Annotated in this window: 20 protein-coding genes and 1 rRNA gene; 6 read left to right on the top strand and 15 right to left on the bottom strand. The window is 66.9% G+C overall.

The window, feature by feature from the left end:
- Positions 1-19: 19 nt before the first annotated feature.
- From KO481_RS34955 to KO481_RS34930, 6 genes are all read right to left on the bottom strand, one after another.
- On the bottom strand, positions 20-553 hold the full coding sequence (locus KO481_RS34955; RefSeq protein ID WP_215922794.1) for a DUF2231 domain-containing protein: 534 nt from the start codon (positions 551-553) through the stop codon (positions 20-22).
- A gap of 85 nt (positions 554-638) precedes the next feature.
- Positions 639-1,844: a sensor histidine kinase gene (locus KO481_RS34950; RefSeq protein ID WP_308166894.1), complete on the bottom strand. Its 1,206-nt coding sequence runs from the start codon at positions 1,842-1,844 to the stop codon at positions 639-641.
- A 20-nt stretch (positions 1,845-1,864) separates the two neighbouring features.
- Positions 1,865-2,548, bottom strand: a complete 684-nt coding sequence (locus KO481_RS34945; RefSeq protein ID WP_215922793.1) for a response regulator transcription factor — start codon at positions 2,546-2,548, stop codon at positions 1,865-1,867.
- 241 nt (positions 2,549-2,789) lie between these two features.
- A complete protein-coding gene (locus tag KO481_RS34940; RefSeq protein WP_215922910.1) occupies positions 2,790-3,629 on the bottom strand; it encodes a tetratricopeptide repeat protein in 840 nt (279 codons plus the stop codon).
- Between the two features lie 61 nt (positions 3,630-3,690).
- Positions 3,691-4,047, bottom strand: a complete 357-nt coding sequence (locus tag KO481_RS34935) for a DUF3817 domain-containing protein (RefSeq protein ID WP_215922792.1) — start codon at positions 4,045-4,047, stop codon at positions 3,691-3,693.
- A 193-nt stretch (positions 4,048-4,240) separates the two neighbouring features.
- A complete protein-coding gene (locus tag KO481_RS34930) occupies positions 4,241-5,422 on the bottom strand; it encodes an acetyl-CoA C-acetyltransferase (protein ID WP_215922791.1) in 1,182 nt (393 codons plus the stop codon).
- Positions 5,423-5,538: 116 nt separating this feature from the next.
- On the opposite strand from KO481_RS34930, the gene mce reads away from it, so the two are divergent.
- The 3 genes from mce to KO481_RS34915 all read left to right on the top strand — a co-directional run bounded on the left by mce (position 5,539) and on the right by KO481_RS34915 (position 7,649).
- On the top strand, positions 5,539-6,009 hold the full coding sequence (gene mce / locus KO481_RS34925; RefSeq protein WP_308166893.1) for a methylmalonyl-CoA epimerase: 471 nt from the start codon (positions 5,539-5,541) through the stop codon (positions 6,007-6,009).
- Between the two features lie 86 nt (positions 6,010-6,095).
- Entirely contained in the window at positions 6,096-7,085 is a 990-nt protein-coding gene (locus KO481_RS34920) for a hypothetical protein (protein ID WP_215922790.1), read from the top strand.
- A gap of 255 nt (positions 7,086-7,340) precedes the next feature.
- Positions 7,341-7,649, top strand: a complete 309-nt coding sequence (locus KO481_RS34915; protein ID WP_215922789.1) for an Rv1322 family protein — start codon at positions 7,341-7,343, stop codon at positions 7,647-7,649.
- Between the two features lie 98 nt (positions 7,650-7,747).
- Here KO481_RS34915 and KO481_RS34910 read toward each other — a convergent pair whose 3' ends face one another.
- On the bottom strand, positions 7,748-8,731 hold the full coding sequence (locus tag KO481_RS34910; protein ID WP_215922788.1) for a hypothetical protein: 984 nt from the start codon (positions 8,729-8,731) through the stop codon (positions 7,748-7,750).
- Positions 8,732-8,823: 92 nt separating this feature from the next.
- Positions 8,824-9,078, bottom strand: coding sequence for a hypothetical protein (locus KO481_RS34905; protein WP_215922787.1), 255 nt, complete (start codon positions 9,076-9,078; stop codon positions 8,824-8,826).
- Positions 9,079-10,600: 1,522 nt separating this feature from the next.
- Here KO481_RS34905 and KO481_RS34900 point away from each other — a divergent pair.
- Positions 10,601-13,834 (top strand): beta strand repeat-containing protein, encoded by a 3,234-nt coding sequence (locus KO481_RS34900; protein ID WP_215922786.1) that lies wholly within the window; start codon positions 10,601-10,603, stop codon positions 13,832-13,834.
- Positions 13,835-13,980: 146 nt separating this feature from the next.
- Here KO481_RS34900 and KO481_RS34895 read toward each other — a convergent pair whose 3' ends face one another.
- Entirely contained in the window at positions 13,981-14,943 is a 963-nt protein-coding gene (locus KO481_RS34895) for a ferritin-like domain-containing protein (RefSeq protein ID WP_215922785.1), read from the bottom strand.
- A gap of 64 nt (positions 14,944-15,007) precedes the next feature.
- Positions 15,008-15,640: a hypothetical protein gene (locus tag KO481_RS34890; RefSeq protein ID WP_215922784.1), complete on the bottom strand. Its 633-nt coding sequence runs from the start codon at positions 15,638-15,640 to the stop codon at positions 15,008-15,010.
- Positions 15,641-16,072: 432 nt separating this feature from the next.
- Here KO481_RS34890 and KO481_RS34885 point away from each other — a divergent pair, with 432 nt between their 5' ends.
- Together KO481_RS34885 and KO481_RS34880 are read left to right on the top strand one after the other, a co-directional pair.
- On the top strand, positions 16,073-16,480 hold the full coding sequence (locus KO481_RS34885) for a hypothetical protein (protein ID WP_215922783.1): 408 nt from the start codon (positions 16,073-16,075) through the stop codon (positions 16,478-16,480).
- Positions 16,481-16,595: 115 nt separating this feature from the next.
- Complete coding sequence (locus KO481_RS34880; protein WP_215922782.1) at positions 16,596-17,876, top strand: ATP-binding protein; 1,281 nt, start codon at positions 16,596-16,598, stop codon at positions 17,874-17,876.
- A gap of 94 nt (positions 17,877-17,970) precedes the next feature.
- Here KO481_RS34880 and KO481_RS34875 read toward each other — a convergent pair whose 3' ends face one another.
- From KO481_RS34875 to rrf, 5 genes are all read right to left on the bottom strand, one after another.
- Positions 17,971-18,390: a transposase gene (locus KO481_RS34875; RefSeq protein WP_215922781.1), complete on the bottom strand. Its 420-nt coding sequence runs from the start codon at positions 18,388-18,390 to the stop codon at positions 17,971-17,973.
- 298 nt (positions 18,391-18,688) lie between these two features.
- Complete coding sequence (nucS, locus tag KO481_RS34870) at positions 18,689-19,360, bottom strand: endonuclease NucS (RefSeq protein WP_215922780.1); 672 nt, start codon at positions 19,358-19,360, stop codon at positions 18,689-18,691.
- 84 nt (positions 19,361-19,444) lie between these two features.
- A complete protein-coding gene (locus tag KO481_RS34865; protein WP_215922779.1) occupies positions 19,445-20,176 on the bottom strand; it encodes a rhomboid-like protein in 732 nt (243 codons plus the stop codon).
- Positions 20,177-20,196: 20 nt separating this feature from the next.
- Positions 20,197-20,934 carry a rhomboid-like protein gene (locus KO481_RS34860; protein ID WP_245401969.1) on the bottom strand — a complete coding sequence of 246 codons (738 nt, stop codon included), beginning with the start codon at positions 20,932-20,934 and terminating at the stop codon, positions 20,197-20,199.
- A 530-nt stretch (positions 20,935-21,464) separates the two neighbouring features.
- Positions 21,465-21,581 (bottom strand): 5S ribosomal RNA (gene rrf / locus KO481_RS34855).

Below are 21,581 nucleotides of genomic sequence, written 5' to 3'. Positions count from 1 at the left end.
GTAGCTATCAGGGGCCGGTTCAATGGTGACTGGCGGCGGTGGTGTGGGATTGGCTGACTATTGTGCTGTGCCAGGCGGCCTGGGCTCCGCTATCACCGATGCGGTAGACCTGCACCACAGAGCCGACCGAGACGGCGAGGGCGGCGAGGGCAAGGGTGATGGCGACTGCGCGATTACCGGCAACGGTGTCGATGCGGGGCAGCCGCGGGCGGAGCCGGCGAGTAACACGATCGCTGTGCAGGGCCCACCAGACGGAGGCGAGCAGGAAGGTGGCCGCCGACCACGCGAGCAGTTCATCACCGAGGTGAGTGTGCTGGCGTACCAAGGGATTTCGGTCGACGTGGTGGGCGAGCCATTCTCCGGATTGCGTGGTCAGCGGGACGGCCAGCAGCGCGGCGAAGGCAACGAGTGGGGTGGCGAGCCCGAGCCGAGCCCGAGCGGCGGGCCAGCAGACCGCGAGTGCGAGCAGCAGCGCCGCCAATGGCACCAGCACCACCACGAAGTGGACGAGTAGGACGTGGGCAGGCAGTCCGTTGACAGTGGTGGGTCCCATGCTGTTGGCCGCTCCTGAACAGTGTGTGCGCTGTGGTCGTCCTGGAGCGTATGGGGCGATTCTTGGAGGATTCTCGGAGCCGAGACTATTGCCGGTGGCCTGCGGGCAGCGTGATGGTGAACTCCGAGCCTCGCCCGGGGGCGCCGTCGACGGCGATGCTCCCGCGGTGAGCATCGACGACAGCCTGCACCAGCGCCAGGCCGATGCCGTGGGGGCGGGTTGCGGTGCTGTGGCCGTCGCCGTGGGCGAAGCGCCGGAAGAGGCGTTGCGCGTCGCGCGGGTCGAGACCGGCGCCGGTGTCGGCGACGGTGACCGCAACCCGGTCGGCGGTGCGAGAGATGGCGATTATGACTGTGCCGCCCCGTTTTTCGTGCTGCAGGGCGTTGTCGACCAGGGCGAAAACGGCTCGGCGCAGCGCCGGTCGGACTCCGTCGACGCTCGTCGCGGCGGCGGGATCGGTGACCGCGACTTCCACCATGATGCCGCGGGTCGCCGCGTGGGCGGTGACGCTGTCCGCCACTTCGTGGCACAGTGCTGTCAGGTCCACCGCTTCGGTCCGGTCCGATTCGTGTTCGGACGCGGCGGCCAGCAGCAGGTCGTCGACAATGCCAGCGAGCGCGCGGGTATCGGTGACGAGTTCGTCGAGCTGGGTGCGCCACTCGGTCGGCAGTTCGTCGCTGGTGGCGCGGCGGGCCAGGAGTTGGGCGCGGGTGTGCAGCACAGTCAGCGGCGCCCGCAGCTCATGTGACGCGTCGGCGACGAAGTCGCGCTGGGTCGTCAGCGCGTCGACCATGGGGCGGATCGCGCGCCGCGACAGCAGCAGTGCGGCACAGGCCGCGGTCGCCACCCCGGCGAGCTCGGCGATCAGCAGCGCTTCCAGGACACGCTGCCGACTCTGTTCCCACGGGGCCTTGTCGACGAGGACGGCGATCCTGCGGCCGGAGCGTTCGAGCACCAGCGCCCGGTACTCGACCCCGCCGGAACGGGCCGTCGAATAGCCGGTAGGGCTGGTCGTCAGTTCGGCGGTGGGTGCAGGCGCGTGCGCGCTGAGGGCGACGTGGCCGGCGGCCGTCGCGATACCGATGGCCATGCCGGGGGGTGGGTCGTCGACATCGTCGACCTGGGCTGCGACTTGGGCCAGCTGGGCGTCGATCTGCCGGTTGCCGATCCGGGTATCCACGCTGAGCAGCACGACCCCGACGAGCAGCAGAACGGCCGCTAGCACGATGGCCGACTGCAGTGCGGCACTGCGGGTAGCACGCCGCAGCTGTGCCGGCTCGGTTGAGACCACGGCGGTTCGTCGGCGGCGTCTCATCCGACGCCGAGCCGGTAGCCGAGACCGCGCACGGTGTCGATGGCCTCGCGCCCGAGTTTGCGGCGTAGGTAGTGCACGTAGGTGTCGACGGTTCCGACGGTGTCGGCACGGTCGAAGACGAGGTCGAGTAGCTGGTCGCGGGTGAACACCTGCCGCGGCGAGCGTGCCAAGGTCGTCAGCAGTACGCATTCGCGCGCCGACAACACCACCTCGGGGACCATGCCGGTGGGATCGGCGACGGTGCGGTTCGCCGGGTCGAGTCTGCGGGTTCCGATCGGCAACGACGTCGCGGTGGTGAGATGGCGGCGGTGCAGCGCGCGGATGCGGGCCAGGAATTCGGGCACTTCGAACGGCTTGACCAGATAGTCCTCGGCACCGCTGTCGAGCCCTTCCACCCGATCGGCCACGGTGCCGCGGGCGGTCAGTAGCAAGGCAGGGGTGATGACGGCACGGTCACGCAGCGTCCGCAGCAGCTCCAGACCCTCCAGCACCGGCAATGCGCGATCGATGATGAGCACGTCGAACTGCTCGGTCAGTCCGTGATGCAGACCGGCTTGGCCGTTATCGGCGGTGCGGACCTGATAGCCCTGGTCGGTCAGCAGCCCGGCCACCATGTCGGCGAGCGTGCGATCGTCCTCGACCAGCAGTACCCGCGGTGCGGTCGTGCCCGGAATCGACATGCACTCCAGCCTGCCATCGAACGCGCAGGCCGAGACGCCCGCAGCGCCCCGGCGAGTGAATTCTCAGAGCATTCCAAGACTGATCCGCACATCGCAAGCTGGTTCTATCCGAGCACATGGAGTTACCCATGTTCGTACGAGATCAGCTGTCCGGTTGGCATCCGCCCGAGTGGGTTCCTCCACAGCCGCGTCGGCGGCCGACGGTAAGGCCGCACTCGGGCTCAGCTTCGAGCCGCAACTACTAGTACAGCGCGGTGGCCAGCTTGCGGCGGGCCGTGGTGACGATCGGGTCGGCGGTCTCGAACAGCTCGAACAGCTCCACCAGGCGGGTGCGCACGCGGTTGCGGTCCTCGCCGGCGGTGCGCTTGATCAGGGCGATGAGGCGATCGAAGGCCTCTTCGGGGACGCCGTTGAACAGTTCGGTATCGGCGGCGGCGAAGGCGGCGTCGATATCGGACGGGTCGGCCTCGGCGCGGGCGAGTGCGTCGGCGGGCAGGCCCTGGGTGCGGGCGTAGAAACGCACCTGGCGCAGCGCGGCCTTGGCCTCGTCGTTGCCCGGCTCGGCCGCGACGATGGCCTCGTAGGCCGCGATCGCGCCCTCGATGTCGCCGCGCTCCAGGGCCTGCTCGGCGGCCACGAAGCGCGGATCCTCCGGCTCGGGCTGTGGCTCCTTCCCGCCGGGCGTCTGGCCGCCCACGGCCTCGAGCACCGCCGAGAGCCACTGCCGCACCTGCGGTTCGGGCTGTGCGCCCTGGAAGTCGGCCAGGGGCTGTCCGCCGGCGACCGCGATCACCGTCGGGATGCCCTGCACCCCGAACGCCTGGGCGATGCGCATGTTCGGTTCGGCCTCGACGGTGGCCAGGTCCCAGGCGCCATCGGCCTCGCCGACCAGCTTCTCGAACAGCTTGACCAGGTCGATGCTGCCGGGGCTGCGCTGCGAAAACAGCACGACGACCACCGGAACCTGCAGCGATCGCCGCAGCACCTGGTCCTCGAAGCTGGCCTCGGTGACCGCGTGATCACCCGGAACATCCGTGGCAGCGGGCTGCTTCAGGCTGGACAGATCCACTGCGCCGGACATGGCCGCGGCGACGGCGGGAGAGGGACGACGTGAGGCTGGTCGAGTCACGGGTTCCAGTTTGTCACGAACCGGCGGCGGCGGGCGCCGCGGCCGCGCTCAGCTCGCCCAGTTGCCCGGAACGGATCGCCCACCGCTCGAACCACAGCGAGCAGAACGGGACCACCGAGGACAGCAGTCCCAGCCCGATCGTCTTGCCCGGCCACTCGAATTCGCGCCATGCCATCAGCAGGCTGAACGCGTACGCCAGGAAGATGACGCCGTGCACCATGCCGAACACCATCAGCGGCCAGCCGACCGACGGGGTGACACCGTGCTTGAAGTACATGCCGATGAACAGCAGCACCCAGCCGAACACCTCGAGGATGCCGAACAGCCGCACCCGCTTGGCCAGGGTGCTCACGTCGAAGATTTCGCCCATGGCTCCCCATTGTGCCAACCACCTACGACGCCGCGTAGTCGGAGTGGCACATTCCACACCCTCCCTCAGTCGAGCCCCTCCACGACCGTGCGCGCGGGCACCCCAGACTCGAACGCGGTCACCCGGCCGCCGCGGGCCGGAATCCGGCCGCCCGCCTCCAGCGCGGGCTTGGCCGGCTTTCCGCTGCGGGAGCCTAGACCTTGATGATCAGCGCGTCGCCCTGGCCGCCGCCGCCACACAGGGCCGCCGCGCCGACGCCGCCGCCGCGACGCTGCAGCTCCAGCGCCAGGTGCAACACGATCCGCGCGCCGGACATGCCCAGCGGGTGGCCGATGGCGATGGCGCCGCCGTTCACGTTTACCTTGGCCGGGTCGATACCGAGTTTGCGGGTCGAGGCGATGCCGACCGCGGCAAACGCCTCGTTGATCTCCACCACGTCCAGCTCGGTCGGCGAAATACCCTCGCGCGCACAGGCTTTCGCGATCGCATTGGCAGGCTGCTCCTGCAGCGTGGAATCCGGCCCGGCAACCACGCCCGCGGCGCCGATCTCGGCGATCCAGCTCAGGCCCAGCTCCTGCGCCTTGGCCTTGCTCATTACGACCACCGCCGCGGCGCCGTCGGAGATCTGCGAGGCCGAACCGGCGGTGACGGTGCCGTCCTTACGGAAGGCCGGGCGCAGCTTGCCCAGCGATTCGGTGGTGGTGTCGGCGCGAATGCCCTCGTCGGTGCTCACCAGGATCGGATCACCCTTGCGCTGCGGCACCGCGACGGGCACCACCTCGTCGTCGAAGACGCCGTTCTTCCACGCGGCCGCGGCCTTCTGGTGCGAGGCCGCGGAGAAGGCGTCCTGATCCTCGCGGGTGATCGGATCGGCGTCGTTGCGCTGCTCGGTGAGCAGTCCCATCGCCTGATCGGTGAAGATGTCGTGCAGGCCGTCGTAGGCCATGTGGTCGCGCAGCGTCACGTCGCCGTACTTGAAGCCCTCACGGCTCTTCTCCAGCATGTGCGGCGCCCGCGTCATCGACTCCTGTCCGCCGGCCACCACGATCTCGTACTCGCCGGCCCGGATCAGCTGGTCCGCCAGGGCAATTGCGTTGATACCGGACAAACACACCTTGTTGACCGTCAGCGCGGGCACGTCCATCGAGATGCCCGCGGCCACCGCGGCCTGGCGCGCCGGGATCTGGCCCGCGCCCGCGGTCAGCACCTGGCCCATGATCACGTAGTCGACCTGCTCCGGGGCCACCCCGCCCTTCTCCAGCGCCGCCTTGATGGCGAATCCGCCCAGGTCGGACCCGCTGAATCCGGCCAGCCCACCGAGCAGGCGGCCCACCGGGGTGCGTGCGCCGGAGACGATGACAGAGGTGGTGGTCACGATGAGCCTCGCTTCGGGAGTCGATGCAGCTTGCGGGCGGGTTGGGGCCGCTTCGTACTCCACGGTAACCCGGGCGGTCTGGACAGCACCACGGTGGTGCGCGTTACCTTCGAACGGTGAGCACACCCGATACGACCGAATTCATCCCCGCCGACTATGTGATCGCCGTCGACCATGTCGGAATCGCCGTTCCGGACCTCGACGCGGCCGTGACCTGGTACTCCGAAAACCTCGGTATGATTGAAACCCACCGCGAGGTCAACGAGCAACAAGGCGTGCACGAGGCAATGCTGTCGTTGCCCGCTGCCGGAGACAGGTCGACTGCCCTGCAGTTGCTGGCTCCGATCAACGAGGAATCGACAATCGCCAAGTTCATCGATCGCAACGGTCCGGGGCTGCAGCAGCTGGCCTATCGCGTCACCGATATCGACGCGGTGGCAACCAACCTGCGAGCCAGGGGCCTCCGATTGCTGTACGAGGCGCCGCGGCCCGGCACCGCCGGGTCACGCATCAATTTCGTACACCCGAAGGATGCTGGCGGTGTGCTGATCGAGCTGGTCGAGCCGAATGCGAATCCTACTCACTAGTACCGCAATCCGACCGGGAAAAGTTGTCGTAACGAGTTGCTCGGTCGGGTCTCCATGGTTGCGGCGTAAGCGGTAGTTTGTGGGGCATGTCGTCCACTGAGCCCGATCGCAATCGCTTCGTCGCGTTGCCCTTTACCGTGGTCCGGAAGGGGTATGACCGCGACGAAGTTCGCAATTACTTCGACCGGTTCGATGCCGAACTGCGTGTTACCGCCACCGACCGCGACGCCGCCGCCGCCCAGGCCCGCAACCTGGCCGCGCAGCTGGAGGATGCGCGCGACGAAATCGATGAGCTGCGTAAGGAAGTCGATCGTCTGTCGGTCCCCCCGACCACCGCGGAGGGTATGAGCGACCGCATTTCGCGCATGCTCCGCCTGGCCTCCGACGAGGCGTCCGAGGTCCGCGCGCAGGCGCAGGCCGAGGCCGCCGAGATGGTGTCGATCGCCGAGCAGCAGGCCACCGAGATGCGCGGCAAGTACGAGTCGCTGCTGTCGGAGACCAAGGAGAAGCGCGAGGCGCTCGAGATCGAGTTCGAGCAGACCCTCGCCAACGCGCGCACCGAGTCGCAGAAGATCGTCGAGGCCGCCACGGCCGAGGCCGACCGCCTCACCAAGGAGGCCGAGGCCAAGCGCAAGGCCGCGCAGCAGGACTTCGAGGTCAACATGGCCGACCGGCGCACCAAGCTCACCCGCGCCATGGAGGAGCTCGAGGCCACCAGCCGCGCCGAGGCCGCCCAGCGCATCAAGGATGCCACCGACGAGTCCAACCGTCTGGTCGGCAACGCCACCCAGCAGGCCGATCGCAAGATCGCGCACGCCAAGGAGCTCGCCGAGGAGATGCGCGTGCTGCGCGGTCGAGTTCTGGCCCAGCTCTTGGGAATTCGCGGTCAGCTCGATTCGGTGCCGGCCATGCTCGCCGCGGTCAACCGCGAGAGCGAACTGCTCGACGGCTCCCCCGAAACGCGCTCGCTGTCCAGCAAGCAGTCCGGCCCCAACCGCCAGAAGGCCATCTCCGAAATGCGCTCCGAAGACGAGTTCATCGACGACGAGCGCGAGAGCGCGGAAGTCGCACACTAGCTGCTATTCCGCCCTGGGCGACAGATATCCGTTTCAAGGCCGCTCCCTATCCAGGGGGCGGCCTTCCTTATGCCGACCGACGGATCGCGCGGTGATGCGTCGGGGTCGTGCCCGGCCAGCGCTTGCCCGCACGCAGAAGACGTTGCGCCGCCGACTTTCTCGCCTCTTCCCACAGCGCCCGATACGTGGTGCGCGGCCACTGCGGATGACGCGCCATGTCGACGCCGGCACAGCGCGCGTTACCCTCGATGGGTCATGCCCCGCCGGAAACCGAGCCCCAGTCGTTCCTCGGCGCGGTCCCCGAGGGAGCCGCGTCCGGTCGGCGACGTCTTCGGACGCACGGAGGACAGCCCCGACGGCTCGGAAACCTATGTGGTGCGCACGGTGCCGGGTTCCCGTGCGTCGAAGACCTACCGCTGCCCCGGCTGCGATCACGAAATCCTGCCCGGCACAGCACATATCGTCGCCTGGGCCGCCCAGGGCGGCGAGGACGACCGCCGGCACTGGCACACCGGCTGCTGGCGCAGCCGCCGCACCCGGACGATAACCCGCCGCTGGTCGTGACTGTTCCGCCTCCCCGCGACGTCCGCCCAGGCCCCCGACGATGGACGTGACCCGCGTCGCCGGTCAGGGTGTCCATATCTATCGAGTGAGTGCCGTCATCAGGATGCCGATTCGATCAGCAGATGCTCCAAGCGGACTGTTTCGTCGGAGTCCTTACCGACACCGACCACTGCGACGAACTCGCGATCTCCGGCACGTTGCTGCAGGGGACTCCAGGAGTTGGCAAGGTACCAGCTTGCCCCGGTGGTGCCACGCGGACCCAAGCCCGCACAGAATATCCAGAATCGGTCGGGGTGCAGATCCGGGCTCGGTCGCACCCGCGCGATGACGCCGATGTTGTAGTCCCCGTTCGAGTCGTACCGGCTACCGTCCGTCAACTCGAACTGCTTGAAACGGGAACTGCCGTCAGCGCTGCCGTTGAGGGTGAACAGGGGGCGATCGGCACCTTCGAGGTACATACGTGTGCAGTCGTTGCTGGTTAGTCCGAAGCTGATGTAGGGGCGGTCGCTGTGCGCAGCGACATACTGGTCGCTCCGGATATCAGTCAGAATATCGGTGTGGCGTTGGAGCGAAGAAAACACGTACAGTAGTCCGCGAACTTCCTTCTCCGGCAAGGCAGCCAGTACATCCGAGTGGTGATCAGCCGCTAATGCGCGGAGCTTTCTCCCGATTGCGCACCGATAGGGCGCCGCGGCCGCTCGAGGTGCATGCGCAGGCTGCAGTGGTAGCTCGAAGGTCGGGTACACGAGAGTAATTCCGCTGGTGATCACTTCAGCCCCGAGGAATGCCCCGAGATCGATATCTGTTCCGGAGAGACCCAACTCGTGCGCTCGAGCAGCGACTTGTGCAGCATCTGCCATCTGAAATAATCTCTCGATCGTCCAGCCGGGGAACATCTTGACCAGTACCCGACAATGGTAGTCGCGAGGAAGCCCCACCATCCTGCCCGAAAGCCATTGATAGAACTGAGTCTTCGCTGGCCCGTAACCAGGAGGGATGGGCGGATCGAGTTGCGCGGCGCACCTATCATATGCTGCCAGAAAATCCGAATGGCTCTTGAGATGCTGTTCCGCCAGCAGCATCCTCAGAATGGTAGCCAATGAAACCCCCTTACCCCTGCAACCACCGCCTTGGTGGCGGCGACTCGACCTACAAACGCAGCCCGGACGGGCCATCAACGCTGTCCGATGACAATCCACGGACGCAGTACCGCTCGGACATAGAGGTCGGAGACTCGGTTACTGATCCCACCCGCCGCGGCGATAGTGAGCTGCACCGTCACCGTCACCGTCACCGTCACCGTCGAGGTGAGCACAATGTGCTGGGTGTCCGGGTCGATGGCGAACAAGGCAGCGGCGTTGCTGCCGACGGAAGCTACCGCAGTGGCAGTCGACAGGCCGGCCACGGTGAGGCTGGGCTGTAGTACCACCTGCGGCGACCTTTCCGGTAAGCCGGTACCCCTCACAACAACGTTCACGCCTCCCGATGTGGGCCCCAAGGTCGGAGAGCGTAGGCATGAGGCTGCCTCCTTTTGTCGCGATGTTGATCCTTCTCCTGCACCGGGCGGTCGCCCGACTCGATTGGTGGCCCGCTCGTTCTATTAACCCCCGCTATCCTGTTGCAGGGCAACGCATCTCCAATCCGTTTTCGTCCGGTTTCGCATTGCTGGACCGAGTCGAAGCGGCGACGATCCCCCACCGTCGGCCGCTAACTCGGTACAGCCCTGCACTTTCCGTTCAGCTCGGACAGTGAGCCATCCGTCAGTGGGGTGAGCGCTCCGGCCGCGCACGCTCGAGGTGAAGAGGTCGACCCGGCCGCGTCGTTCCCGCCAGGCCTGGTCGCCCGGTGTTTCGACAGGGGTCGCCTGAACGCGGTCCTCAGGTCGGCTCACCGTCCCCCAAACAACAGCCAGCCCAGTTGTTCCGATGCAGCAGGCGCGGCACAATCGTCGGTCCTGGAAGCCGCAGATTTCGAGCAGACCCGGATACCGGCACTCCGACAAGATGCAGCAACATTCGATCTCCTTACATGTCGATCGATGTGTTATTTCGGTCGCATGGCCGTTGATCGGCAGACGGCAACGGTGCCGGAGACCGAGCACCCCGCTGCGAAGTTGCATGACTACACGGAACGTCTGTCTGTCGATTCTGCTGCCCGCACAGTGGGTTCGAAGCGGCGGCAGCCACGGATGGGAGCGATTTTGTCGTCTCCCGCACCTGTGGCGCGCACGTTTTGACCCGATATCGGCATTTAGCCCGATGTATGCGAAATGTTCCGGCATCACGCCAGTTGTGCAGCGCTGCTATGTGTTCCAGTTCGCGGCGAATTGATTTTCGGTCAGGTTTCATCCACACCGCCTCTAGTACTTTTCGGTTTGCGGGCTTGATCTGCGAGCAATGTCGGTCCGTACACAAAGAGGACCTGACGTTCAATCTGGTCGGCAAGCTCGCCGGAGCACTTATCGGCGCGCCCGGGAGTCCACTCAGCGTGTAATTCTGAATTACGGGTGCGCGCATAATGTGCACGCACTCGAATTTATTGAGTTCGCGGCAGTGCGGCCGACGCCGTGCGCTCGCCCGAAACCACCTCTGCCGCACTGAGATCCCGACCGGTAACTACTCCGACAACTCCCGCAGCGGGCTCGCTACGCCCCCCGACAGCAGAATCACGACATCCACTCGGTTTTCCGGCCCGGTCGGCCCGAGTCCAGCCCTCGGTGTCGAACCTGTTGCGCCAGTTACGGATCGATCCTTTCAGTGGTTGACCCAGCGCAGTGTCATGCCCTCGACACCTGGCGGAATCGAAAAACGGACAAAAGCGGACGGGCGAACATGTTGCCCGGCAACCGATCTCAGGGCGTTACTGGAAGAAGCGGGCCCGCTAACACGGCCGGGGAACCACCGGCAGCAGCAGGAATCATCACCACAGCAGCAAGGGAAGGCTGGCACCAAATGCCTACCATCACGTCCATCTCTCCGACCGCGGGGCCCACTTCGGGGGGCACGAGTGTCACGATCACCGGCACCGGGTTCATCGGAATCCTCACGGTGGAGTTCGGCATCATCCCAACGATATTCGTCGTCAATTCCGCCACGCAGATCACGGCTATCGCCCCTCCGGGGTTGCCTGGTACGGTGCAGGTCACCGTCTCCGGCTTCACTGGAATCAGTAACGGCGTTCCTTACACCTATGCCGCGGCTCCCACTCTCGCCACCATCGCTCCCCGTTCAGGGCCCGTGACTGGTGGGACGACGGTCGTGCTCACTGGAACAGCCCTGACGGGCGCCACTGCGGTGAGTTTCGGTGGCACACCGGCGGCCTCGTTCACCGTCAACTCCGCCACCCAGATCACGGCTGTGTCACCTGCCGGGACGGCGGGAACGGTGCCGGTCACCGTCACCACTGCGGGTGGCACCAGCAACGGTGTCGGATTCACCTTTGTCGCGGTTCCCACCTTGATCGCGGTGGTGCCGAATGCCGGGCCTGTGACCGGCGGGACGACCGTCATCCTGACCGGGACAGCGCTGACGGGTGCGACCGCGGTGAGTTTCGGTGGCACACCGGCGGCTTCGTTCACCGTCAACTCCGCCACCCGAATCACAGCCGTCGCCCCGGCCGAGCCGGCGGGGACGGTGCTGGTCACCGTCACCACTGCGGGTGGAACCAGCAACGGTGTCGGATTCACCTTCGTTGCGGTTCCCACCTTGACCGCCATCGCTCCCACCGCAGGGCCGGTGGCCGGCGGGACCACGGTTACCCTGACCGGGACAGCGCTGACGGGTGCGACGGCGGTGAGTTTCGGTGGCACACCGGCGGCTTCGTTCACCGTCAACTCCGCCACTCAGATCACGGCGGTGACCCCTGCGGGGTCGGCGGGGACGGTGCTGGTCACCGTCACCACCGCGGGTGGAACGAGCAACGGAATTCCGTTCACCTATGTCGCGGTTCCCACCTTGACCGCAGTCGTTCCGAATGTGGGACCGGTGGCGGGCGGAACGACCGTCGTACTGACCGGGACGGCCCTGACCGGCGCCACCACAGTCAGTTTCGGTGGCACACCGGCGGCCTCGTTCACCGTCAACTCTCCCACCCAGATCACGGCGGTGACCCCTGCGAGGTCGGCGGGGACGGTGCTGGTCACCGTCACCACCGCGGGTGGAACCAGCAACGGAATTCCGTTCACCTTTGTCGCGGTTCCCACCTTGACCGCCCTCTCTCCCAACTCCGGACCGGCGGCCGGCGGGACCACGGTTACCCTGACCGGGACAGCGCTGACGGGTGCCACCGCGGTGAATTTCGGTGGCACACCCGCGACCTCGTTCATCGTCAACTCTCCCACCCAGATCACGGCGGTCACCCCCGCCGAGACAGCCGGGACGGTGCTGGTCACCGTCACCACCGCGGGTGGAACCAGCAACGGAATTCCGTTCACCTTTGTCGCGGTTCCCACCTTGACCTCGATCGCTCCCACCGCAGGGCCGGTGACGGGCGGGACGACCGTCGTGCTGACCGGGACGGGCTTGACCGGCGCCACCGCGGTGAGTTTCGGTGGCACACCGGCGGCCTCGTTCACCGTCAACTCGGCGACTCAGATCACGGCGGTGACGCCGGCCGGAGCAGCCGGGACGGTGCTGGTCACCGTCACCACCGCGGGTGGAACCAGCAACGGCGTCTTCTTCACCTACGTCGTGGTCCCCACCCTGACCTCGATCGCTCCCACCGCAGGGCCGGTGGCCGGCGGGACCACCGTCGTGCTGACCGGGACGGGCTTAACCGGCGCCACCGCGGTGAGTTTCGGTGGCACACCCGCGGCCTCGTTCACCGTCAACTCCGCCACCCAGATCACGGCAGTCACCCCCGCCGAGACAGCGGGGACGGTGCTGGTCACCGTCACCACCGCGGGTGGAACCAGCAACGGCGTCTCCTTCACCTATGCCGCGGTTCCCACCTTGACTGCGGCGACGCCGAATGCGGGACCGGTTACCGGTGGGACAACCGTCGTACTGACCGGGACTGCCCTGACCGGTGCCACCGCGGTGAGTTTCGGTGGCACACCGGCGGCTTCGTTCACCGTGAACTCGGCGACTCAGATCACGGCGGTCACCCCCGCCGAGACGGCGGGGACGGTGCTGGTCACCGTCACCACCGTGGGTGGGACCAGCAACGGCGTCTCCTTCACCTATGCTGCGGTTCCCACCTTGACTGCGGTGGCGCCGAATGCGGGACCGGTTACCGGTGGGACGACCGTCGTACTGACCGGGACTGCCCTGACCGGTGCCACCGCGGTGAGTTTCGGTGGCACACCGGCGGCTTCGTTCGCCGTCGACTCCGCGACTGAGATCACGGCGGTCACTCCGGCCGAGACGGCGGGGACGGTGCTGGTCACCGTCACCACCGCGGGTGGAACCAGCAACGGTGTCCCGTTCACCTTTGTCCCGGTTCCCGCACTGACCGCCATCGCTCCCAGCTCCGGGCCGGTGACCGGCGGGACCACGGTGACGCTGACCGGGACGGCCCTGACCGGCACCACCGCGGTGAATTTCGGTGGCACACCGGCGACGGTGTTCATCGTCGACTCCGACACGCAGATCACCGCACTCACCCCCGCCGAGACGGCGGGGACGGTGCTGGTCACCGTCACCACCGCGGGTGGAACTGTCGACGGTGTCGCGTTCACCTACGTGGCGGTTCCGACGCTAACTGCCATCGCTCCCAGCTCAGGGCCGGTCACCGGCGGGACCACGGTCGTGCTGACCGGGACTGGCCTGACCGGTGCCACCGCGGTGGACTTCGGTGGCACACCGGCGGCCTCGTTCACCGTCAACTCGGCGACCCAGATCACGGCGGTCACCCCCGCCGGGACGGCGGGGACGGTGCTGGTCACCGTCACCACCACGGGTGGAACTGTCGACGGAGTCGCGTTCACCTACGAGGCGGTTCCCACCCTGACCGCGGTCAGTCCGACGTCGGGCACGACGGCCGGCGGAACCGCCGTCACACTGACCGGGACGGCTCTGACGGGCGCGACCGCGGTGAGTTTCGGTGGCACACCGGCGAACTCGTTCGCCGTCGACTCCGCCACACAGATCACGGCCATATCCCCGGCCGAGACGGCGGGGACGGTGCTGATCACCGTCACCACCGCAGGCGGAACCAGTAACGGAGTCTCATACACCTACGCCTGACAAGGGGGAGCGGCTGGGCCGCCGGTGGGCAATGCCTCCCGGCGGCCCAGTTGTGTCGCGGTTGAAGGTCACCTCGCCGCTGCCCGCGGTAGGCACCATGCGCGAACTCGGCGGGCTTCCGACCCGGCAACCGCCTCGGCGAATGGTCAGCTGAGACCGGCGACTTCTTGGGCGATCGCCGTGAGCAGGGTTTGCGCGGCCGAGACCACACCCTGGCGGTCCTTGTTCGCTTGCTCGTAGAGCAGGATGGCCCGGATGTCGGCAGGTTCGGTGAGTTCCTTGATCGCGGCGGCGGCTTCGGCGACGTTCAGGTCGTCGTAGTCGCCGATGGCCAACTCACTCGGTTCGAGGGTGCCGGTGGCGGTGCGGAGGGAATGCAAGGCGTCCGCGGCGGTGCCGGCGCCTTCGTCGCGCGCGACCTGCTCGGCGGTGGCGAGCGCGGCGTCGCGGGAGGCGCTGAGGGTTTTGACGGCGACATCGCCGGCGTGCGCGCCCTGGGCGAGCAACTCACCGAGTGCCGGTGGGGTGGCGCGGACGGTGTCCAGTACCCGGTCCAGGCCGCGGGCGGACCAGCTGGCGGGAAGGTTGACCAGCTTCACCACCGTCCCGGCGCCCGCTTGCAGTGGGGTGTGGCGCAGTGCGGCCGGCCCGCCGAGGGCGTCCTCGGCCAGCACGGTGGTCAGCCAGTCCACGGTCTCCGAATGCGCGGTGATCAACCGCTGCGCCAATGCCACGACATCGGGGTATCCGGCGGTGGTCGCCAGGGCCATGATGTAGTGGGCGCGGTCCAGGAGCTGATGTTCGAGGGCGAGGTCACCGAGCAGGGTTTCATCGAACGGCTGGGCCTGTTCGACCACGGCCTTGATCACGGCGGCACCCCGTCCCAGGAACGGCGCGACCAGCTCCGGGACACCACCCAGTTCGCGGATGGCTGCCTCGATCGCACGAGCGCGGTCGCGGGCGTTGTCGGCGTTCTCGGACAGCACCCGGCGTACCGCCTCGGTGCGGGCCTGCACAATCCGGGTGTCCGCGACCTGGATCTCGGTATTGGTCAAAGCAAGAACGGCGCGCAACTGCGCCGACAACGTAGTCGTGTCGCGTGTACTCATGCGGATCTCGTCCCTTCGACGTAATAGACGGCATCGGGTCGGCGCACTGTGCAACGCTTGACGACTATACCGTCCGGCAACCGACTCCCATAGGACCCAACCCGACCGGTGTACACCGAGGTTGATATGCAGATTGCAATGCCTGTAGCCGTTCCGCCTGGATGGTGTAACCCGCGAGCGCGGCGCGGCCGACGAGCGGGGTTCCGGTCGCACCCATGCTGACCCAATGGCGGTACGGGCGGCCGTCTGAGCACAGACGCAGCTCTGGCCCGGAGTCCAGGTCGAATGCCGCACCGGAGATCCCAGCATCGAGATCGGCCGCGTCGCACACTTCGCCGGGCCATTGCAGATCCGGCGGGCGTTCAAAGAGGGTGTGGAGATGAATATAGTTGCGAGTGAATGTCTCTCGTCCTTGTAGGGCCTGCGCGACAGGTACGTCGTTCGGCAGGACGACGAGGAGGTCGATGTCACTATCGAGCGTGTCGGCGTTGTCGGCCCGCGCGGAGTACCGGCGTCCTGCCCGGCTGATCTGCCCAAATGCGATGTGTTCCAGCGCAGCCTGCGGGACGGCGTGGCCGAAGTCGAGCGTTCCGAACACGGGCAGCTCAGACCCGAAAACCGTTGAGCCCAAGGCGTAGTCACCGAGGGCGAGGATCGCGGCGAGATCGTGGTCATCGCGCAGAATCTCCTCGAGCAACAGGGCTGCGATCCGGCATGCTTTGCGCTGTTGGGCATCTCGGACGCGGCCGAGGACTCGCCCGAGCAAAACGCGGACCTGTTCCCATACCTCCCTGTTCGCGAGCGCGACTAGATCTGCTCAGCTACCGAGCGGCCATCGATCCCGCGCGGGAACCACGGGCTGCGTGTGCAGCCCGAGTGGCTGCACCTCGAGTTCGGGCGGACGCGGCCGCATAGCCATGGCATCACCGATGTCACGGCCGGGCCGCTACCGTTCCGTCGCCGTACGCTGCCATACTGACCGCGCTCAGCGTCGGCCGTAGTCGACCCGTGTCAAAGTTCGGTCCACAACGCATTGGCCGTGATCAGCGATCGCACCAAGGACCTACAGCGTTGACATCGGGATTTGCTCGGCGTGTACTGAGAGCAGCAATAGATCCGAGGGATCGTCATGATCGTCATCGTCGGGCTCGTCATCCTCATCGTCGCCGTTCTCATCGGCGTCGTGGGCGTATTCGCCAACGGCGGCAGCGACCACGCATTGACCGACAACTTCGCGGTATTCGGCTATCACGTGACCGGATCCACCGGTGTGCTGTTTCTCTACGGCATCGTCGTCGGCGGCATCGGAATCGCCGGGCTGGGCCTGTTACGGGCCGGCGCCCGCCGCGGACGCGCCGCCCGCCATGAACCCGAAGCCACCCGCCAGGACGTCCCCACCTACTACACCCACACCGGCACCACCGATGTCGCACCCAGTGGACCCGGCACCATCGCCGGACAGGGAACCGGCAACCAGCCCACACCCCGTCCACGCGGCCTGGGCCAGCTGTTCGGACCGCCCCCGGCCGCGCGGTGAGCGGCCGGGTTCCGGCATGCTGACCCGGTCGGCCTCGACGCCTGGCTCGGACCACTGGGCTCGACCTTTCCGTCGGCGACCCTGAACAGCTCACGGGGGGCGGATAGGGAGATCTATGCCGGTTTGGCGGTTACGCGAGTTCCGTGACGATGATCTGGATCAGGGGATCCAGATCTGGGAGCAGAGTCGTGTGCCTACTACGGACGAGCCGGTGTTCGCACTGGCGGAGGTGATGGCGGCCGCGCGAGCTGGGGAGTCGGCGGTGGTCGCCGAGGTCGGCGGCGAAATGGTCGGGATGGCGGTCGCCCAGATCCATGGCGAGCGGGCCTGGGTCCTGCTGGTGGCGCTGGCGGCGCGGTGGCGGCGGCGCGGCATCGGCAGCGCACTGCTTGCCGAACTGGAGCGGCGGCTGCGGTCGAACGGCGTGCGGCGGATCTGCACCCTCGTCCCCGAGGGCGCCACCGGATCTGTGGCGTTCGAGAATTCCGGGTACTTGCGCCGGGCGGGCCTCGTCTACTACGAGATGTTGGAACCACTGGCCCCCGCGCAGTCCACCCTGCTGACCGAACTGGGCGGGCGGCTACTACCACCGGGACTGTGGCAGTCGATGGCTGGGATGGACCGGGAGAAGGAGATCATCGAACGCCGGGTCGTGTTACCTTTGGCGAATCCCGATGTGGCCGAGCGCTATCGGGTTCTGCCGCCCAAGAGCGTCATCCTGTTCGGGCCACCGGGGACCGGCAAGACCAGCTTCGCGAAAGCGGTCGCGTCCCGACTCGGTTGGCCGTTCGTCGAATTGTTTCCCTCCCGGCTGGCCGCCGCGGCGACGGGTGGACTCGCGGCCTCGCTGCGCGAGGTATTCGCCGACCTGGCCGAACTCGACGAGCTGCTGCTGTTCATCGATGAGGTGGAGGAGATCGCGGGCACGCGTTCGGGTACGGCGACAAGCCCTGCGCACGGAGTCACCAACGAGCTGCTCAAGCTGATACCGACGTTCCGCGAGAACTACAGTCGCCTGCTGATCTGCGCCACGAACTCGGTCTGCTCATTGGACTCGGCATTCCTGCGACCCGGTCGATTCGACTACGTGATTCCGGTCGGCCCGCCGGACGCACCGGCACGGAACGCGATCTGGCGACGATATCTCGGCCCCGCCGCCGAGACCATCGACCTCGACGGTTTGGTGTGCGCCACAGCGCAATTCACCCCTGCTGATATTGAATACGCGGCCCGTGCAGGCGCGCAGTCCGCGTTCGAACGCTCAATGCGCGACAGCACCGACGCACCCGCGACTACCGAGGACTACCTGACCGCAGTCGCGAACACCCGCCCGACCCTGACACCGGAAATCCTGACCGCGTTCGAGCAGGACCAGCGGGACTACACCCGACTATGAAGCAGTGTGCCCCGGAGCGATGTCGGTCATGGCGCCGACGATACGAGCTAGGTCCGACATGCCCCGCGAAAACGCCTGCGGCAAAAGCTGCGGGTCATCGAATAAGGTAACGGTCTATCACGTACCAGATCACGTAGCTACTCCCCATGAGCAGCACGATGGCGGCAAGTATCGCTCCCAACACCTTGATCGCTTCCACGAAGCCTCCGGCATCGGTGGCATCACCCGACGCCGCCTTCAAGATCTCGTTCGCGCGGCGCAACTCGGCATTTTCACGGCGGAGCCGCTTCAATTCCGCGGACTCCTCACTCGTCGCCCGGTGGCGGCGGCCATCGTCGACCTCGTCCTCGCACACCCACTTGCGCAGCGTCTCGGCGGCCACACCGACCTTCCCGGCCACCGACCGCATCGCCTCCCACTCGGAGTCGTACTGGTCAACCTGCTCCCGCAGCAGCGCCACCGCGTTCTGCCGCACCTCACGTGAGTACTTCTGAGGTTGAGCCATGATGTTCATCCTCTCTCAAACGAGGAGCCTCCATCAGACCCAAGGGGGTATAGGGCCGTAGTTCAACTGCCAGAACATCGGGCTGATCTCGCAAGGGGCGGGAGCATTCGGTGGCTGGTGCACGAGACCGACGAGTTGCCGCCCCGCCCACCCGACGGCACCAATCTCATGAGACGGCACAGCTAAGGGTTCCCGCACCCCTACTCAACGGTCGTCGGGTGCGCTGCCCCAACGACCGAGCCATCCAGCCATCGAGTTGCCGGACCGCGGCCCCGGATCGGTGGTTGCCGGCAAGCAGTCATCCTCCCTAAAACAAGCGGAATTCGTCGCTCTCCGTACCGCGCAGGGCGTCGTAATCGAGTGTCAGGCAGCGGATACCACGATCGGTAGCGAGGGTGCGGGCCTGCGGCTTGATCTGCTGCGCGGCGAAGACGCCCGCGACCGGCGCCAGCAGCGGATCCCGGTTGAGCAGTTCCAGGTAACGCGTGAGCTGTTCGACGCCGTCGATCTCACCGCGCCGCTTGATCTCCACCGCGACCGTCGCGCCGTCGGCGTCGCGGCACAGAATGTCGACCGGGCCGATCGCGGTCATGTACTCGCGGCGGATCAATGTGTAACCGGCGCCGAGGGTTTCGATGTGCTCGGCCAGCAACTTCTGCAGGTGCGCCTCGACGCCATCCTTCACCAGGCCCGGATCGACGCCCAGTTCGTGCGAGGAATCGTGTTCGATCTCCTCGACCGTGATCCGCAGTTCCTCGCCCGCCTTGTTGGTCACCACCCACAGCTTGGCGGAGTCCGCGTCACGCTCCTCCAGCCAGCAGGGCGGGCTCATCCAGTTCAGCGGCTTGTACGAGCCACCGTCCGAGTGCACGAGCACCGACCCGTCCGCCTTCATCAACAGCAGCCGCCGGGCCATGGGCAGATGAGCGGTGAGCCGACCCACGTAGTCGACCTGACAACGAGCAATCACGAGGCGCACCTGAGGCACTCTAGGCCACCCGCACCTCCGCCCGGACAGCTAGGGCCGTGTGTCGTTCGGTGGCGGCCACAACACCCCGGACGCTCACCAGCCCAGGAGATACGACACCGCAAGCGCCGAGGCGGCGATGAGCGCCACCGTGTCGGCCCACCTCCGCTCGCGCGATGCCCCGGCTCCCCGGGCCAGCATCACCATGCCGATCAGCAGGCCGATGCCGTAGGAGAGCAGGTGCCCGACGCTGGTGAAGTCGCGGTTGTCCAGCACGCCCCGCACCGCGATCACCGCCCACACCAGGGCCCACGGAATGCGGCGGCGCGCGGGCACCATCACTATGAGCGATCCGAACAGGGTCATCGCGCCGTAGCTGATGCCCACGTCCTCCGAGTCACCGATGCTGTCGGGCAGCCAGTGCTGGCGCACCGCGAGCCACAGCCCCCCGGCCACCAGCAGCGTCGCGCCGACATGTCCCGCCAGGAAGGTGCGCACGGCATGCCAGGCGCCGAAGCGCAGTTCGACAAGGGCCAGCACGCAGGCCAGCAGCGGCACGTCGGCGAGCGTCGAGTTCGTGTCGGCGATGACGAACGCGCTGGAGAACAGCGTGTCGATATGACCGTGCTCCAGATTGTGCAGATTGGTACTGGTGTCGGCGATGATCCGGCCCTGCGCGACCGGTTTCACCCGCGCGAACACGACCGCGACCGCGGTGAGCGCGAGCACGTAGCCGATGGTGACGGGCAGCCAATGCCGCCGGCGCAGCACGCCGACCGCCGAGGTGACCTCGGCCTGTGCCCGTTCGGCCGTCAGCGTCCCGACCATGAGCACACCACCCGGCCTCGTCAGCCCACGAGGATCGTGTATCCCAGCAGGGTCGCGGTGACCAGCAGGGCGATCTCGAACTTCCGCAGCGGCGACACCGACAGGCGGCCCGTGCGGATCAGCCAGATACCGGCCACCAGGCCGATGGTCACGGAGATCAGATGTCCGACGTTGGTGAAGGTGTGCCCCATCGCCACCCCCGCGACCGCCACCGCGATCCAGGTGATGGCCCAGGTGGGGCGCCAGCGTTCCGGCATCAGCACCAGGAAGGCGCCGATCAGGGCCATCGCGCCGTAGCTGATGCCGACATCCTCGGAGCGCGTGATCGCGAGCGGGACCCAGCCCGCCGACACCGCGATCCAGAGGCCGGAGGCGACCAGCAACGTCGCGCCGAGATGTCCGGCGAGGAAGATCCGGATGAGCCGGCCGGCCCCGAACTTCAGCTCAGCCAGGGCCAGCAGGCAGATCAGCAGCGGAATGACGATGAGGGAGGTATCGGTGTCGCCGATCAGCAGGGCGCTGGAGAACAGCGTGCCGATGTGACCGCGCAGCAGGTTGTGCAGGTTGGTGCTGAAGTGCAGGAACACCGTGGCCTGCGCGGAGTTGCTCAGCGCCGACAGCACGCCCGCGACCAGGATCAGCAGCGCTCCGTAGCCGTAGGTCGCCGGCAGGAACAGCCGACGCCAACCGGTCCGGGGCGCGACACCGGGGCCTACCGGTGCGCCCTGGCTGGGTGCGGTCAGCACCACCATACGCATCCCTTCCTCGCGATACCGCCGTCCACTTCTCCGGCGTCTCTTCCATCATCCAGATCTGCGCTGGATGATGGCTAGCCGTCACTTGTGAAGATGCTGTGAACCCGCGGACGACTGAAAAAATTCCCGGTCAGTAAAACCCACCGGGCTACAAGGTCGCAACACGAGGGCCCAGTTGATCATGGTTTTTTGACGGGCGTGCGGGCTGCGAAGCCGGACGGGACTCTACGAGCGGGGGACCCACATGCGCCGGAGGCCTGAACGTGCGAAGGCCCCCGGCATGCTGCCGAGGGCCTTCATAAACGACTTTTCGGCGTCAGAGCCGGAAGCGGCCTCCCAACAGACCTTCGTTCAGTCTGCGGAGCCGGTGGCGAGTGCCATCAGCATCGAGCTGATGTAGCTGGCGAGCGCGTCCATGTATACGACCTCCCATCCGGGTAGAACTGGACGAATCGTACATGGACCCTGTCGCATATTGCGCTGTGAACGCACGAAGGCCCCCAGCTGATGCTGGGGGCCTTCGGCAAAGGATGTTCCGGCGGTGTCCTACTCTCCCACACCCTGGCGAGTGCAGTACCATCGGCGCAGGTGGCCTTAGCTTCCGGGTTCGGAATGGGACCGGGCGTTTCCCCACCGCTATAGCCGCCGTA

The organism is Nocardia albiluteola, assembly GCF_018860155.1.
GTDB classification, from domain to species: domain Bacteria; phylum Actinomycetota; class Actinomycetes; order Mycobacteriales; family Mycobacteriaceae; genus Nocardia; species Nocardia albiluteola.
The sequence above is the reverse complement of the archived record's forward strand: the minus strand, read 5'-3'. Positions and strand labels throughout refer to the sequence as shown.

Bases quoted from the DNA above. Each gene is read 5' to 3' on its own strand.
- KO481_RS34955 (WP_215922794.1), bottom strand. From the start codon at position 553: ATGGGACCCACCACTGTCAACGGACTGCCTGCCCACGTCCTACTCGTC.
- KO481_RS34945 (WP_215922793.1), bottom strand. From the start codon at position 2,548: ATGTCGATTCCGGGCACGACCGCACCGCGGGTACTGCTGGTCGAGGAC.
- KO481_RS34940 (WP_215922910.1), bottom strand. From the start codon at position 3,629: ATGTCCGGCGCAGTGGATCTGTCCAGCCTGAAGCAGCCCGCTGCCACG.
- KO481_RS34935 (WP_215922792.1), bottom strand. From the start codon at position 4,047: ATGGGCGAAATCTTCGACGTGAGCACCCTGGCCAAGCGGGTGCGGCTG.
- KO481_RS34920 (WP_215922790.1), top strand. From the start codon at position 6,096: ATGTCGTCCACTGAGCCCGATCGCAATCGCTTCGTCGCGTTGCCCTTT.
- KO481_RS34915 (WP_215922789.1), top strand. From the start codon at position 7,341: ATGCCCCGCCGGAAACCGAGCCCCAGTCGTTCCTCGGCGCGGTCCCCG.
- KO481_RS34910 (WP_215922788.1), bottom strand. From the start codon at position 8,731: ATGCTGCTGGCGGAACAGCATCTCAAGAGCCATTCGGATTTTCTGGCA.
- KO481_RS34900 (WP_215922786.1), top strand. From the start codon at position 10,601: ATGCCTACCATCACGTCCATCTCTCCGACCGCGGGGCCCACTTCGGGG.
- KO481_RS34895 (WP_215922785.1), bottom strand. From the start codon at position 14,943: ATGAGTACACGCGACACGACTACGTTGTCGGCGCAGTTGCGCGCCGTT.
- KO481_RS34885 (WP_215922783.1), top strand. From the start codon at position 16,073: ATGATCGTCATCGTCGGGCTCGTCATCCTCATCGTCGCCGTTCTCATC.
- KO481_RS34880 (WP_215922782.1), top strand. From the start codon at position 16,596: ATGCCGGTTTGGCGGTTACGCGAGTTCCGTGACGATGATCTGGATCAG.
- KO481_RS34875 (WP_215922781.1), bottom strand. From the start codon at position 18,390: ATGAACATCATGGCTCAACCTCAGAAGTACTCACGTGAGGTGCGGCAG.
- KO481_RS34865 (WP_215922779.1), bottom strand. From the start codon at position 20,176: ATGGTCGGGACGCTGACGGCCGAACGGGCACAGGCCGAGGTCACCTCG.
- KO481_RS34860 (WP_245401969.1), bottom strand. From the start codon at position 20,934: ATGCGTATGGTGGTGCTGACCGCACCCAGCCAGGGCGCACCGGTAGGC.